General features: G+C 67.4%; 13 protein-coding genes and 1 tRNA gene. 7 read left to right on the top strand and 7 right to left on the bottom strand.

The window, feature by feature from the left end; translation table 11 throughout:
• Positions 1 to 91: 91 nt before the first annotated feature.
• The 3 genes from CHU93_RS09155 to CHU93_RS09145 form a co-directional block, all read right to left on the bottom strand.
• Positions 92 to 1,213, bottom strand: coding sequence for a phosphoserine transaminase (locus tag CHU93_RS09155; protein ID WP_094473784.1), 1,122 nt, complete (start codon positions 1,211 to 1,213; stop codon positions 92 to 94).
• 117 nt (positions 1,214 to 1,330) lie between these two features.
• Complete coding sequence (bla, locus tag CHU93_RS09150; protein ID WP_094473783.1) at positions 1,331 to 2,185, bottom strand: class A beta-lactamase; 855 nt, start codon at positions 2,183 to 2,185, stop codon at positions 1,331 to 1,333.
• Positions 2,178 to 3,512 carry an APC family permease gene (locus CHU93_RS09145; RefSeq protein ID WP_094473782.1) on the bottom strand — a complete coding sequence of 445 codons (1,335 nt, stop codon included), beginning with the start codon at positions 3,510 to 3,512 and terminating at the stop codon, positions 2,178 to 2,180. The genes bla and CHU93_RS09145 overlap by 8 nt, the downstream gene beginning before the upstream one ends.
• Positions 3,513 to 3,572: 60 nt before the next feature.
• On the opposite strand from CHU93_RS09145, the gene CHU93_RS09140 reads away from it, so the two are divergent.
• The 4 genes from CHU93_RS09140 (at position 3,573) to CHU93_RS09125 (ending at position 6,614) form a co-directional block, all read left to right on the top strand.
• Positions 3,573 to 4,373 (top strand): SDR family NAD(P)-dependent oxidoreductase, encoded by an 801-nt coding sequence (locus CHU93_RS09140; RefSeq protein WP_094473781.1) that lies wholly within the window; start codon positions 3,573 to 3,575, stop codon positions 4,371 to 4,373.
• Between the two features lie 55 nt (positions 4,374 to 4,428).
• Positions 4,429 to 5,280, top strand: coding sequence for an LOG family protein (locus tag CHU93_RS09135; protein WP_094473780.1), 852 nt, complete (start codon positions 4,429 to 4,431; stop codon positions 5,278 to 5,280).
• Between the two features lie 45 nt (positions 5,281 to 5,325).
• Positions 5,326 to 6,204 carry an amidohydrolase family protein gene (locus CHU93_RS09130; protein WP_094473779.1) on the top strand — a complete coding sequence of 293 codons (879 nt, stop codon included), beginning with the start codon at positions 5,326 to 5,328 and terminating at the stop codon, positions 6,202 to 6,204.
• Between the two features lie 104 nt (positions 6,205 to 6,308).
• The gene (locus CHU93_RS09125) at positions 6,309 to 6,614 is read left to right on the top strand and encodes a hypothetical protein (protein ID WP_094473778.1); all 306 of its coding nucleotides are present in this window, start codon (positions 6,309 to 6,311) and stop codon (positions 6,612 to 6,614) included.
• 74 nt (positions 6,615 to 6,688) lie between these two features.
• Here CHU93_RS09125 and CHU93_RS09120 read toward each other — a convergent pair whose 3' ends face one another.
• Complete coding sequence (locus tag CHU93_RS09120) at positions 6,689 to 7,309, bottom strand: c-type cytochrome (RefSeq protein WP_243375473.1); 621 nt, start codon at positions 7,307 to 7,309, stop codon at positions 6,689 to 6,691.
• A 128-nt stretch (positions 7,310 to 7,437) separates the two neighbouring features.
• Between CHU93_RS09120 and CHU93_RS09115 the strand changes: the two genes are divergently transcribed.
• A complete protein-coding gene (locus CHU93_RS09115; RefSeq protein ID WP_094473776.1) occupies positions 7,438 to 8,334 on the top strand; it encodes a prephenate dehydratase in 897 nt (298 codons plus the stop codon).
• A gap of 159 nt (positions 8,335 to 8,493) precedes the next feature.
• Here CHU93_RS09115 and rsmD read toward each other — a convergent pair whose 3' ends face one another.
• The 3 genes from rsmD to CHU93_RS09100 form a co-directional block, all read right to left on the bottom strand.
• Entirely contained in the window at positions 8,494 to 9,027 is a 534-nt protein-coding gene (gene rsmD, locus CHU93_RS09110) for a 16S rRNA (guanine(966)-N(2))-methyltransferase RsmD (RefSeq protein WP_094473775.1), read from the bottom strand.
• Positions 9,027 to 10,109 carry a pseudouridine synthase gene (locus CHU93_RS09105; RefSeq protein ID WP_243375469.1) on the bottom strand — a complete coding sequence of 361 codons (1,083 nt, stop codon included), beginning with the start codon at positions 10,107 to 10,109 and terminating at the stop codon, positions 9,027 to 9,029. The genes rsmD and CHU93_RS09105 overlap by 1 nt, the downstream gene beginning before the upstream one ends.
• A 110-nt stretch (positions 10,110 to 10,219) precedes the next feature.
• A complete protein-coding gene (locus CHU93_RS09100) occupies positions 10,220 to 13,294 on the bottom strand; it encodes a TonB-dependent receptor domain-containing protein (protein WP_165768674.1) in 3,075 nt (1,024 codons plus the stop codon).
• A gap of 179 nt (positions 13,295 to 13,473) precedes the next feature.
• Between CHU93_RS09100 and CHU93_RS09095 the strand changes: the two genes are divergently transcribed.
• Together CHU93_RS09095 and CHU93_RS17740 are read left to right on the top strand one after the other, a co-directional pair.
• Positions 13,474 to 13,558 (top strand) — tRNA-Leu (locus CHU93_RS09095).
• Between the two features lie 126 nt (positions 13,559 to 13,684).
• On the top strand, positions 13,685 to 13,918 hold a 234-nt coding region (locus CHU93_RS17740), incomplete at its 3' end, for a hypothetical protein (protein WP_207759258.1).

Below are 13,918 nucleotides of genomic sequence, written 5' to 3'. Positions count from 1 at the left end.
GTTAGGGGTGGGTTTTGCCACCCGATATGTGTGGGATTGGGCGGGTTATTCCCACCCCCGACCCCTCCCGCGAACGGGAGGGGAGTTGAGGTCAGGCCGTGACTTGCGCGTAGGCCCAGTCGAGCCAGTGGGTCAGCGCCACGATGTCGGCGGTGTCGACGGTGGCGCCGCACCAGATGCGCAAGCCCGCCGGCGCGTCGCGATAGGCGCCGATGTCGTAGGCGGCCTTTTCCTTTTCGAGGAGCGACACGATTGCCTTCACCTTGTCTTCGGCGAGGCCGGGGAGGACGAGGCAGACACTGGTGTTGGAGCGCGAGGCCGGGTCCTTGGCCAGATGCTCGACATGGGGCGTCGCCTGCACCCAGGCGTCGAGCGCGGCGGCGTTGGCGTTGGCGCGGGCCTTGAGGGCATCGAGGCCGCCCAGGCTGTCGGCCCATTCCAGCGCGTCGATATAATCCTCGACCGCCAGCATGGAGGGCGTGTTGATGGTTTCGCCGACGAAGATGCTTTCGGTCAGCTTGCCCTTGGAGACGAGGCGGAAGATCTTGGGCAGCGGCCAGGCCGGGGTGTGGGTTTCCAGCCGTTCGACGGCGCGGGGGCCGAGGATGAGCACGCCGTGGCCGCCTTCGCCGCCCAGCACCTTCTGCCAGCTGTAGGTGAGGACATCGACCTTGTCCCAATCCACGTCCTGCGCGAACACGGCGGAGGTGGCATCGGCGAAGGTCAGGCCTTCGCGGGTGGCGGGGATCCAGTCGTAATCGGGCACGCGCACGCCCGATGTTGTGCCGTTGGCGGTGAACAGCACGTCGTTGGTGAAGTCCACAGCGGCCAGATCGGGCAGCTCGCCATAGGGGGCGGTGATGACGGTCGGGTTCAATTTCAGCTGCTTGGCGGCATCGGTGACCCAGCCTTCGCCGAACGATTCCCAGGCCAGCGCCGTGACCGGGCGGGCGCCCAGCATGGTCCACATCGCCATTTCATAGGCGCCGGTGTCGCTGGCGGGCACGATGCCGATGCGGTGCGTGTCGGGCACGCCCAAAATCTTGCGGGTGAGATCGATGGCGTGCTTCAGGCGCGCCTTGCCCAGCTTGGAGCGGTGCGAGCGGCCAAGCGAAGCGGTGTCGAGCTGTTCGGGGCTCCAGCCCGGGCGCTTGGCGCAGGGACCGGACGAGAAATGCGCACGCTGCGGCAGCGTGGTCGGTTTGGCAGTCATGTTCTCTCCTCTCAGAGAGCGCGCGCCGCGTTGGGACGGCGTGGCCCGCCGCCGGCCTTAGTGGAATGCCGGGCGGGGTCAAGTTGTTTCGGATTTACCGTGGAGCGCAGCGGTGGTTCAGGCCAGCGACTCGACGATGGCGCGGCCCAGCGGGACGAAGTGGCGGTTGCGTTCGGCCAATTCAGACCTGGCGGCGAACAGGTAGGCGGCGACCCAGATCGGACGCCGGCCCGGTGGCGTGATGTGCGAGACGATGTTGCGCGCGCGCCACGATCCGGCACCGGTCTTGTTCGCCTCCGCCCAACCCGGCGGCAGCGCGGCGCGGATCATGGTGTCGGCGGTGCGGCTGGCCTGCATCCAGCCGAACAGGCGGGCGCGGGCGGCGGGTGAGAGGATGCGGCCTTCGACCAGCGCGCGCGACGTGGCGAGCATGGCGGTGGGCGTGGTGGTGTCGCGCGGGTCACCGGGGGTTTCGTTGTTCATTTCCGGCTCCATGCGGTCGAGCCTTGTGGTGGTGTCGCCGATGCTGCGCAACCAGGCGGTGAGCGCGGCAGGGCCGCCTTGCCGGGCCAGCGCGAGATTGGCGGCCGGATTGTCGGAGAGGACACACATGGCTTCGGCCATTTCCAGCAGCGACGCACTGCCGCCGATGCGGGTTTCGCTGAACGGGGCGTTGTTGAGCATATCCTCCCGGCGGATGGGCAGGCGTTCGCCGAGCTGCCAGAGACTCGTTTCAGCGCCGTGCAGCAGCCGTGCGGCCAGCAGCAGCTTGAAGGTGGAGCACAGCGGGAAGCGATCATTGGCGCGGTGGCTGAAGCGGGCGCCTGTGTGCGTGTCGATCAGGGAAACGCCGATGGGCCCGCCGGCAGCATGTTCGATGGCCGCGATGGCGCGGCGCAAGGGGGCGAAGCGATCGGGCGCAGCGGCGGTGAGCAGCGGCAGCGCGGCGACGAACTGGCGGCGGTCAAGCATTGGGGTTGCTCCGGTTGAAGGCGGGGGCGGTGCCAGCCGCGCGGCGCAGGTGCCAGGCGGCCCAGGCGGCGAGGAAGGTGCCGCCGATCAGCAACAGCGACGGCCGGCCGGTTTCGGCATCGAACCAGAAGCTCTGGATGGCCCACAGGGTGACGAGAATGGCGAGCAGCGGCAGCGCCGGGTGGGCGGGGGCGGCCCACACCGTGGGTTCGGCGCGGCGGCGGGCGAGCAGCAGGGCGAGCGCGATCAGGATATAATCGGCGACATTGCCGCTGGTGAGGATGAGCAGCCAGCGTTCGCCAAGGCCGATGGCGGCGGCAGCAGCGAGGGTGACGATGAGCGTGGCGCCCCAGGGTGCGCGCTGGCGGGCGGAAACCAGCGTGGCGAGCCGGCCGAGCGCGCCGGGCAGCACGCCATCGCGGCCCATGCCCAGCACCAGCCGGGCAAAGGCCATGATGGTGGCGATGAGGGCGTTGAACACCGCGGCGATGACGCCGGCAGAAACCGCCTGGGCCACCGCCGGGCTGGCCTGGCGTTCCAGAAAGGCGGCGATCGGCGTTTCGGCGGCATAGAGGCCGGGCACCACGTCCATCGCTGGCACCAGCACCAGCATGGGCGCGGCGATAACCAGCGCCGAGATTGCCCCGGCCTGCGCCACCACCGGGCCAAGCGCGCGATGGCCGCCATCCATTTCCTCAACGAAATAAAGCGCATAGACGGCGCCGCCACACCAGAACAGGCCGCCCAGGGCGGCGATGCCGAAATTGTTCCAGCGGAATTCGGGCGGCATCAGCACGGTGGTGAGCGCGGCTTGCGGCGCGGTGGCGGCAACCCAGGTAAGGATGGCGAGGGCCAGCAATTCCACCCCGAGGAACAGGCCGGTGACCAGCGCCGAGGTGCGGATATTGAGCATGGCGATGGCCGCCGCCGCCGCCAGCCCGGCCAGCGCGACCGGCAGGGTGGGGAGGGACGGCCAGAGGATCTTGAGGTAACCGGCCAGACCGAGCGCCGAAAAGGCGATCAGCGGCATGGCGGTGACCAGGGTCATGAACATATAGCCGTGGGCGACGCCGGGGCCGATCAGGGCGGCAAGGCCGGGATAGACGCCGCCGGCGCCCGGCACGCGCGCACCCAGTTCGGCATAGAGCAGGGCGAACAGCGCCGCGATGAGGCCGCCGGCGAGAAACGCCAGCGCCGCGCCGCTGCCAGCCAGGTGCAGCACGGCGGAGCCACCGACGAACACCGACAGCACCGGCGACACCGCCGACAGCACCAGCAGCAACACGCCGCCGGGTTTCAATGCCCGTTCCAGACCCGCAGTGTCCATCGGTTGACGTGGCACCGGGAACGCGCTCTCGTCAATGCAGACACGAAAAGGAAGCTGGGGATGATCGACTGGAACGGGCAGCGGGTGCTGATCACCGGGGCGGCGAGCGGCATTGGCCGGGCGCTGGCGGTGCAGCTGGCGCAGCGCGGGGCACAGGTGGCTGCCGCCGACATCAATGCCGACGGGGTGGCCGAAACCGCCCGGCTGTGCGGCGGCGATGCACTGGTGATCGATCTGTCCGATGGCGCCGCTGGCCCCCGCGCCGTGGAGCAGCTGGTCGCCCGCCACGGCCGGCTGGATGCGGTGTTTGCCAATGCCGGCATCGGTTACACACGGCGGCTGCTGAAGGCCGATCTGGATGATCCGGGCCTCTCCCGCTTGTGGGAAATCAACATGTTGGGGCCGACCAGGCTGGCGCAGGCGCTGGTGTCGGCGGCGGAGGCCGGCGGCTGGCGCGGGCGGCTGGTGATCACCGGGTCGGAAAACAGCCTGTCGCTGCCGCCATCGATCCAGAATTTCGGCAACGGGCTCTATGCCGCCGCCAAGCATGGCGTGCTGATCCTGGCGGAGTGGCTGGCGACCGAATGCCGGAACGGGGGCAAGCCGCTGGATGTGCATGTGCTGCTGCCCGGTGGGGTCTACACCGGGCTGACGGCAGCCGGGCTGGGGCCCGATCCGGCGAAATGGCCGGCGGACATGGGCATCATCCTGCCGGAACGGGCGGCCGAACTGTGCCTGAAGGGGCTGGACCTGGGGCTGTTCCATATCCCGACCCACGCCCATCTGATTGACGACATGGGCTGGCGCCATGGCAGCGTGGCGGCTGCAACCGCGGCCCTGGGGCTGACGAAACAGGCGTGACAAGCGCGGCGGGCTGGATTATCGCCCTCGGCCGTTTTGCGGAGAATATGACAATATGATGACACCGCCGGTGCCCCCCCGGATCTTCCCGACCGCCAAGGCCGATGCCGAGCTGGGCAACACGCCCACCGCCGTGCCGCAGACCGAGCATCCCGCCTATCGCATGGCGTTCCAGGACACGGAGTTCCTGCTGCGCGAGGATCTGCGGCCGGTGCGTTTCCAGCTGGAGCTGTTGAAGCCGGAGCTGCTGCTGACCGAGGCCGGGATTGAATCGACCTTTGTCTTCTATGGCTCGGCGCGGATTCCATCGCCGGAAACGGCCCAGGCGCTGATCGATGCCGCTGAAACGCCGGAACGGCGGGCGGTGGCGGAACGGCTGGCGGCCAATGCGCGTTATTATGAGGTGGCGCGCCAGCTGGCGGTGCAGGTTTCCACCTATTGCAAGGAGGGTGAGCGCTGCTTCACCGTGTGCTCCGGTGGTGGCCCGTCGATCATGGAGGCGGCCAACCGTGGGGCATGGGAAAGCGGGGCGCCGTCGGTGGGCCTGAACATCGTGTTGCCGCACGAGCAGGTGCCCAACCCCTATGTGACGCCGGGCCTGTCGTTCCAGTTCCACTATTTCGTGCTCAGGAAGATGCATTTCCTGATGCGCGCCAAGGCGGTGGCGGTGTTCCCCGGCGGTTTTGGCACGTTCGATGAGTTTTTCGAGCTGTTGACCCTGGTGCAGACCGGCAAGGTCGCGCCGCTGCCGATCCTGCTCTATGGCCGGGATTTCTGGAACCGCGTGGTCAATTTCGAAGCGCTGGCCGAGGAAGGCGTGATCGCCAAGGCCGATCTGGACCTGTTCCATTTCGTCGAGACCGCCGAGGAGGGCTGGGCCATCGTGAAGGCGCATTACGGGCTGTGACGCACCGGACTTGACCAACCGCATTATTGATATAACACAGTTGGCATGAACAGGATCATGCTGGCTGTGGCCATCACCGCTGCCGTGCTGCAGGCCAGCCCCGGCACGGCGCAGAACGCGACCCCCTATGCGGGGCCGATCATCGACGGGCACGCGCATCTGCGCACCGGGGATGGTGATGCCATGGGGCCCGGGCACAGCCTGGGCACCGAGGGGTTGGGCCGTTTGCAGGGCGCCGCCGGGATCAGCCGCAGTGCCCTGATCGTGATTGCCGGCGGCGGGCCCGCGGCGGTGCAGGCCAAGAACAATGCCTTGCTGCAAGCCGTGGCGGCCAATCCCCAGCGCTATTTTGCCATTGCTTCGGTGCACCCGGCCGATGGTGATGCGGCCCTGGCCGAGCTTGATCGGCTGGCCGCACAGGGGGTGCGTTTCATCAAGCTGCACCCCAACAGCCAGGAATTTGATGTGGCCGATCCGGCCGTCGCGCGCATCGCCGCGCATTGCGGCAAGCTGGGCATGACGGTGCTGTTTGACAGCTATGATCCCTTCGATCCGGGCCAGATCGGGAAGTTCCTGAAGTTGACGATGAGCCAGCCGGGCACGCGCTTCATCCTTGCCCACATGGGGTATGTGCGGTTTCGCGAGACGATGGTGTGGAGCCTGCTGAAGGAGCGTGGCGCCGCGCGCAACGTCTGGTTCGATCTGTCGGCCATCGCGCCCCTCTATGCCGACACCCCGGTGGCGCCGGAATTGGTGGCCACCATGCGCAAGATCGGCATGGACCGGATGATCTTTGGCACGGACTGGCCGGCTTATGATGTGGGCGGCGCCGTAAGGGCAGCCCGCATGCTGCCGCTTGCACCGGCGGAGCAACGCCAGTTGTTCCACGACAATATGGCGGCGCTGCTGGCCCAGCCGCGCTGAGGCGGCTGCAGCTTGGCAATTCGCTGCTGCTGTGCCAGCCTTTGCGTTATGCTGCTGTTTTCGGCGGGCAGCGGCATTTTCCGTTGAGGAGGGGGACGCAAGCCATGGCCACTGCCGCTGCTGCCGTTGTTGCCAAGGCAAGGCGCGATATCCAGCATCATTTCTTTGCCGCCGATGCGGTGCGGCCGGACCGGGCGGTGCCGTTTGCGCCAGCGGGCGGCATCGAATCCCGCCAGTTCGAGGCGATGCGGGCGCGCGGGATCATCCTGGCCGAAGGCAGCGACCGCTATTGGCTGGATGTGGTGGCCTATGATGCTGATCTCCAGCAGCGCTATCGCCGGGTGCGGATCATCCTGTGGGTGGCGGTGGCGGCAGTGGCGATCGAGCTGCTGGTGATTGCGACGCGATAGGCCGGGCGCGGCCGCCCACGAAAAAGGGCGGCTGCCGTGCTGGCAACCGCCCTTTTTCCGGTTTGGTTCAGCGCTTACTTGGCGGCGGCGTCGGCCGGGGCGGCTGCTTCTGCGGCAGGTGCTTCCTCGGCGGCCGGGGCTGCTTCTTCTGCCGGGGCGGCGGGCAGCGGCAGCGGGCTGGCGCTCTTGCTGTTGAGATAGGCGATCACGGCGGCGCGGTCTTCGGGTTTGGCGATGCCGGCAAAGCTCATCTTGTTGCCGGCGGCATAGGCCTTCGGGCTCTTCAGCCAGCCCCACAGCGCGTCCCAATCCCAGCTCTTGCCCTTCATGCCGGCCAGCGCATCGGAATAGCCGAAGCCGGGGGCGGCGGCGATGCCGCGGCCAACGACGCCGTGCAGCGCCGGGCCGGTGCCGTTGGCGCCGCCCGGATCGACATTGTGGCAGGCGGCGCATTTCTTGAACACGGCTTCGCCCTTGGCGACATCGGCAGAGGCGAGATAGAAGGCAGCGGGCTTTTCGGCTTCGGCGGCGGGAGCACCCTCGGCCGGGCCTTCTTCCACGCCGGCCACTTCATAGCCGGGCTTTTCCGGCAGGTGGCGGGCGAACATCATGTCGCTGACGATCGAAACGCACAGAACGGCCAGCAGGCCGGCCAGCAGGCCACCGAAAATCTTGTTCCACTCGAAACTGTCCACGTGTCGCTCCATGCGCGCAGGGTCTGCCCAGCACCTTGTGCCTGCGCCTTCCTGTCGCAGGGGATAGGCAATTAGAACGCTGCCCGCAAGCATTTGATTGTTGCAGCGCACTATCCTAACGGACGGGGATGACGAGCAGCTATCCACCCTTGGCCCAGACCCTGGTTGATCGCATGGTGGCCGCTACCGCCGCCGCGCCGGAGCAGGCGGTGGCGTTTCAGGGCGCACCGGGCGCCTATAGCCACCAGGCGGTGCGCGAGACTTTCCCCGACCGGTTGCCGCTGCCCTGCGCCAGTTTCGAGGATGCGATCGAGGCGGTGCAGGCCGGCCGCGCCGGCTGTGCGGTGATTCCGATCGAGAACAGCCTGCACGGCCGGGTGGCCGACATGCATTTCCTGCTGCCCGAATCTGGCCTTCACATCGTCGGCGAACATTTCGTGCGCGTGCGCCACTGCCTGCTGGCGCTGGGCGACATGGCGGCCTTGAAGGAGGTGAAGAGCCATCCACAAGCGCTTGGCCAGGTGCGGCGCCATTTGCGCGAATGGGGTATCGCGCCGGTGCAGTTTTTCGACACGGCGGCGGCGGCCGCGGCGGTGGCGGGCGAGGGCGATGTTGCCATGGGCGCCATCGCCAGCCGGCTGGCGGCGGAGCTGTATGGCCTCAACATCCTGGCCGAAGGCGTGGAGGATGCCGATCACAACACCACGCGGTTCGTGGTGCTGGCGCGCGAGGCGGCGGTGCCGCCTGCGGGCGTGGCGGCGATGACCAGTTTCCATTTCGAGGTGCGTTCGGTGCCGGCGGCGCTGTTCAAGGCGCTGGGCGGCTTTGCCACCAACGGCGTCAACATGACCAAGCTGGAAAGCTATTTGCGCGACGGCAAATTTTCCCAGGCGGAATTTTATGCCGAGATCGAAGGTTCGCCGGCCGAGCCGCCGGTGGCGCGGGCGCTGGAGGAGCTGGCCTATTTCACCAACTGGGTGAAGATCATCGGCACCTATCCCCGCGCGCGGGATCGGGCGGCATAGAGCGGGCCGACTATGGTCTGACGTCTCCGCAACAGGGGGGCGAACATCCTCCCCCTCTGGGGGAGGTGCCCGCAGGGCGGAGGGGGCTGCTGGGACCGTGCTTGGCGGCCCCCTCCGCCTCCCGATGGTCGGCACCTCCCCCAGAGGGGGAGGAACGGATCAGGGGGCGCGCAGCAGGCGGACGAGGGCCTTGCCGAAGCGGCGTTCGACCAGTTGTTCGAACGGGCTGTCAAGCGGGTCGGCAGCGGCGGTTTCGATGCTGATGATGGCGCCGGGGGCGAGCCAGCCGTGCGCGGCGAGATGGGCCAGCGCCGGGCCGGCCAGCCCCTGGCCATAGGGCGGATCGAGGAAGACCAGATGATGGCCGCGCGGGGCCGGGCCGAGGCTGGTGACCGGGCTCTGGCGCACCGCGGCGATGGCGCCCAGCGTGGCGAGATTGGCCTTTATCGCCTTCACGGCGGCGGCATCATTGTCGATGAAGCAGGCGCTGCCGGCGCCGCGCGACAGCGCCTCCAGCCCGAGCGCGCCGGTGCCGGCAAACACGTCGAGCACGTCCAGCCCATCAAAGCTGCCCAGCCGGCTGGCGAGCATGGAGAAGATCGCTTCTCGGGCGCGGTCGCTGGTGGGGCGGGTGGCCTGGCCGGCGGGCGCTGCGATCGCCCGGCCGCGCCAGCGCCCGGAAATGATGCGCATCAGCGGGAACCCGGTTTCGGCGCCTTCAGCATGGCTTTCAGCGTGGCAAGATCGGCATCGGGGATCTCGTCGGCCATGCGTGGCGGCAGATCATCCAGGCCGATGGGGCCATAGGCGACGCGGATCAGCCGGTTCACCTGCAGCCCGATATGTTCGAGGATGCGGCGCACCTCGCGGTTCTTGCCCTCGCGGATGGTGACGATCAGCCAGACATTGTGGCCGGTCTTGCGTTCGACATCGGCCAGCACCGGGCCATAATGGATGCCATCGATGCTGATGCCATCGGCGAGGCTTTCCAGCGCCTTCTGGCTGACCTCGCCAAAGGCGCGGACGCGATAGACGCGCGGCACGTTGGAGGAGGGCAGCTCGAGGGCGCGCTTCAACTCGCCATCGGTGGTGAGCAGCAGCAGGCCTTCGGTGTTCATGTCGAGCCGGCCGACGGGGACGACGCGGGGCAGGCCGGCGGGCAAAATGTCCATGATGGTCGGGCGGCCGGCCGGATCGCGCGCGGCGGTGAGGAAGCCGGCGGGCTTGTGGAAGCGGTAGAGCTTGGCCGGGGCGATGCCGGCCACCGGCTCGCCATCCACCGTCACGCCTTTCAGGCTGATGATGTTGAGGGCAGGCGAGGTGAGTTTCTCGCCATCGATGGCGATGCGGCCCTCGCCGATCATCCGCTCGATATCACGGCGGGAGCCGACCCCGGCGCGGGCCAGCGCCTTGGCGATGCGCTGGGGGGCGATTTCGGTCTGCCGCACGGGCGGGGCGACCCGCTTGACGCGGGGTTGTTCGGTGCGGGCGGGTTGGCCCGGTCCACCAGCAGGGCGCGCGCGTTCGGGGCGGGGCGGGCGCTCGGCGCGATCAGGCCGGCGCTCGCCACGCGGACGCTCGCTGCGGGGCGCATCTTCGCGCGGGCGGTCGGTGCGCGTGCGGTTGCCGCGGGAACGGCCGTCTTCCGGCCGATCCGGGTTGCCACGGGCATCGGCGCTGGCGGCGCGGCGGCCGGCCGCGTGGGGGCGCTGGCCGGGACGGCCATCGGCACGGGGCGGACGGCCGGGGCCGGCAGGTTTGCGGGGTGGGCGCATGGCCACCCCATGCGGCCGGGCGGCGCGATTGTCAAAAGGGAAGGGCGCAAAAGCGAAGGGGCCGGTGTTGCCACCGGCCCCTTGCTGTTGGTTGCTGCCTGATTGACGGATCAGAAGCCGGTCTGGAAGCTCAGGAAATACCGGCGCAGCAGCGTGTCGTAGGTGCCGACGCCACCCAGCGGGTACGGCGGCTGCTTGTTCAGCAGGTTGGTCACCGCCAGGCGGATGAAGCTGCGCTCCTTCAGCTGGTAGGTGATGTTGGTGTTCACGACCACGTGATCATCGAAGAAGATACGGTCACGGGTGGTGGGCGTGTCGAGCACGTTGATCATCGGGCCGCTCTGGAAGTTGGCCTGCAGGTCGACGCCCCACTTGCCCGACGTCCAGCCCAGGTTCAGCTGGCCCTGCCACTTGCTGTCACCCACTTCGCCAGCCTGCGGATCGGGCACGATGCCGGTGATGTTGAAGGTCAGCGTGTCGAGGTAGAACAGGGTGGCATTGATGTCGAAGCGACCGATCTTGGCCCATTCCCAGCTGTAGCCGGCTTCGGCGGTCAGGCCCTTGAAGTTGATTTCCTGACCGTTGACGAAACCGCCACGCACGCCCGGGTTCTGCGGGTCGGTGGAGATCTGGCCGTTCGAGGTGCGGGTGATGCGCGAGCAGAAGCTGTTGGCATTCAGCACATCGGCGGTGTTGAACACATCGTTGTCGAAGCAGCCGTTGGCGATCTGCGTGGTGTTCAGGTTGGAGATCGGGCCCTTGATCTTGATCTGGTTCCAATCGATCGCCGCACGGAAGCCGGGCAGGAAGCTCGGCGTCAGCACAACGCCGACCGACCAGCTGTTCGACGCTTCGTTGGCCAGGCTGGGGTCGCCGCCGGTGGTGATCGGCACGGTGGCGGTCACCGCGTTCGACTGGAACGGCGGGGTGATGCCCAGCGCCGTGAAGAAGGCGGCGCAGTTGGCGGCGCGGGTGGCCGGCTTGGCACCCTGGTTGATGTTGCGGCTGTCGCACGGATCCGGCACGGCGCTGAACGCCGGCGAGACCGGGGTGAACAGTTCGGTGACGGTCGGCGCGCGCAGCGAACGGGTGAAGTTGCCGCGGAATTCCACGTCACGGATCGGGGCATAGCGGCCACCCAGCGTGTAGGTGGTGAAGCCACCGTTCACGGTGTTGTTCACATAGCGCGCCTTGCCTTCGAACTCGGCCTTGTAGATGAACGGCACGTCGTTCTTGGGGCTGACCAGCGGGATCAGGACTTCGCCGAACACTTCGTTCGTGGTGAACTGGCCCTTGTTGCCGCCGATCGGCACGGCGCGGCCGCGGCCGGCGCGCTGGAAGGCGTCGGGATCGAACAGCGCCTTTTCGGTGCGGCGTTCATAACCCAGGTTGAAGCCGACGGCGTTGCCGAACAGATCGAACGGCGAACCACCGAAGTTCACGTTGAACACTTCCTGATCGAGGATCGACCGGGTGCGGGTGCGGGTGGTGACATAGGCGCGGGCCGCTTCGCTGGCGCGGCCTTCGCCGAACAGATCGAGCGGGACGCAGGCCGGATCGGCGATCGGAAGCACGCCGCCCGGCGCCACGTTGGTGGCAGCGGTGACGTTGGTGTTGCAGACGATCTGGCCCGAGGCGTTGGTCGTCACGTTGATGGCGTTCACGAACCGCTGCTGGTCCAGCACGGTGGCACCAAAGAAGCCCTTGGAGTTGCCGTAGTTGTAGCTGGCTTCCCAGTTGAAGCTGCGATCACCGATCTGGAACTCGCCGGCCAGGCCCGCCACGATGCGGAACAGGTGGTTTTCACCATCGGCGTTGTTCTGGACGATATCGCGCGAGGCGCGGCTGAGGCGGAAGCTGGTCACGCCCAGGTTGGCCAGGGTGGCGCGATCGGCGGCGTTGATGCGCGGATCGGTGGCCTGCACCAGCAGCGGGGCCGACAGGCCGCCGAACAGCGAGGCGTTGAAGATCGGCTGGTCAACGATTTCGAGCGACTTCGCCTTGTAGTAGGTGCCTTCGGCGAACACGCGCACGCCATCGAACACTTCATATTCGAAGTTGGCGGCGACGGTGATGCGCTCCAGATCGGCGGTGATCGGGGCGGTTTCCTGCAGGTTCAGGCCGTTGCCGCCCGACGCGTCGGTGTTGCCGAAAGGCACACCCGGATCATAGTTGAACAGGCGGCCATCGCTGCCAAAGGCAAAGCGGGTGGTGCCGGTGGTGCCAAAGCCGCGCGGCGTGCCGTCGGCCAGGTTGAAGCCGCCGGTGGACGGGAACAGCAGACCGCCGAAGGTCAGGCCCGACAGGCGGCGATCGCGGATGAAGACCGCGGCCGGGGTGGTGTCGCCGGCAACGCCCGTGCGCAGCGGGGTGCCGAACAGACGGCCGTCGGTGGCCGGGTTGCGGGTCGACGGCTGGGTGGTGGCGACCGGGTTGGTGAAGGCGCCCAGCGCTGCAGCGGTGCGCGGACGCTCGGTGGCGAGCACGCCGTCCACCTTGTCATAGGCGACCGCCAGCATGACGTTGCCGCGCTTGTCCGGACCGAAGCTGGTGCCGGCCATGCCCTGCAGGTTCAGGCGCAGGTTGTCGTTGCGCTCGGCCAGGCCGACGCCGCCGCGCACTTCGATGCCTTCGAACTTGCGCTTCAGCACGACGTTCACGGTGCCCGCGATGGCGTCGGAACCATAGGTCGGCGCGCCGCCGATGGTGACGTTCTCGATGCGGTCAACCATGATCTGCGGGATGACGTTCAGGTCAACCTGCAGGCCGTTGCCGCCGGTCGGGCCGAAGATGCTGGCCGCGTTGGACGAGACGAAGCGGCGGCCGTTCACCACGGTCAGCGTGCGGGCCGAGCCAAGGCCGAAGCGGTTGACGAAGTTCTGGCCGACGCCGAAGCCCGACTGGCCGCCTTCCGGCGTGACGCCGACGCCGAAGCCCGGCAGTTCGTTCAGCGCATCGGCAACGTTGGTCAGACCGCGCTTGTTCAGATATTCTTGGCTGACAACCAGCGCCGGTTCCAGCGTATCGAAACCCGTGCGGCGAATGCGCGAACCGGTGATCTGGATGATCTCGTCTTCAGCGGTTTCAGCGGCAGCGGCCTTGGTGTCGGTTTGGTCTTCGCCGGCGATGGCCGGAACAGCGACAAGGGCCAGCGCGGACGCCCCAGCAAGGATGATTGAACGCATGAGAGCCCCTCTATTGCGGTTGTGGGCCCTCATTGACCAAACTTAATGCCGAGGGAAAGGGGCAGAATCGCTGTCATGACAGTCCTGCGACAATGGAGCGCCCCAGTGTTGCGAAAATGCATCAGCCTTTTGTGCTTCCCCATTGCCCACCGCAACAGCTTGAGCTAACCGCACCGCGTGCCCCTGTGGTGAAATTGGTAGACGCGTCCGACTCAAAATCGGATGGAGCAATCCGTGCTGGTTCGAGTCCGGCCAGGGGCACCACTCTCGGTCAAAACCGGTAACTGCGGTCTTCGTGCCTCCATCGGCACCGAGAACCGCATGTTCAAGTGCGGCCTTGGAACCTCGTATGCGGATGCCTGCCGCTGATACCGTCACATCAGCGACGAGTTGTTCGACGTAAAACGCCTTCAGTCGCTTGTCGTCGCCACGCAGCTTGTTCCGGACCGCCGTCGAAAACCTCTCCAGCAATTCGTCAGAGATTGGAGGGGCTTTGCTCTTTGTGATCCGCTCGAGTTGGGCAATCCGCGTCTTGAGGGATTCGGCCTCATTGCGCCGATCCGCCATGCGCTGGGCAAAGATGGGTGTAGCGCGACGATCAAGGTGAGAACTACGCGACGATCA

It is taken from the genome of Sandarakinorhabdus cyanobacteriorum, assembly GCF_002251755.1.
GTDB classification, from domain to species: domain Bacteria; phylum Pseudomonadota; class Alphaproteobacteria; order Sphingomonadales; family Sphingomonadaceae; genus Sandarakinorhabdus; species Sandarakinorhabdus cyanobacteriorum.
Note: the sequence above shows the minus strand (reverse complement) of the source record. Positions and strands in the feature narration are given on the sequence as shown.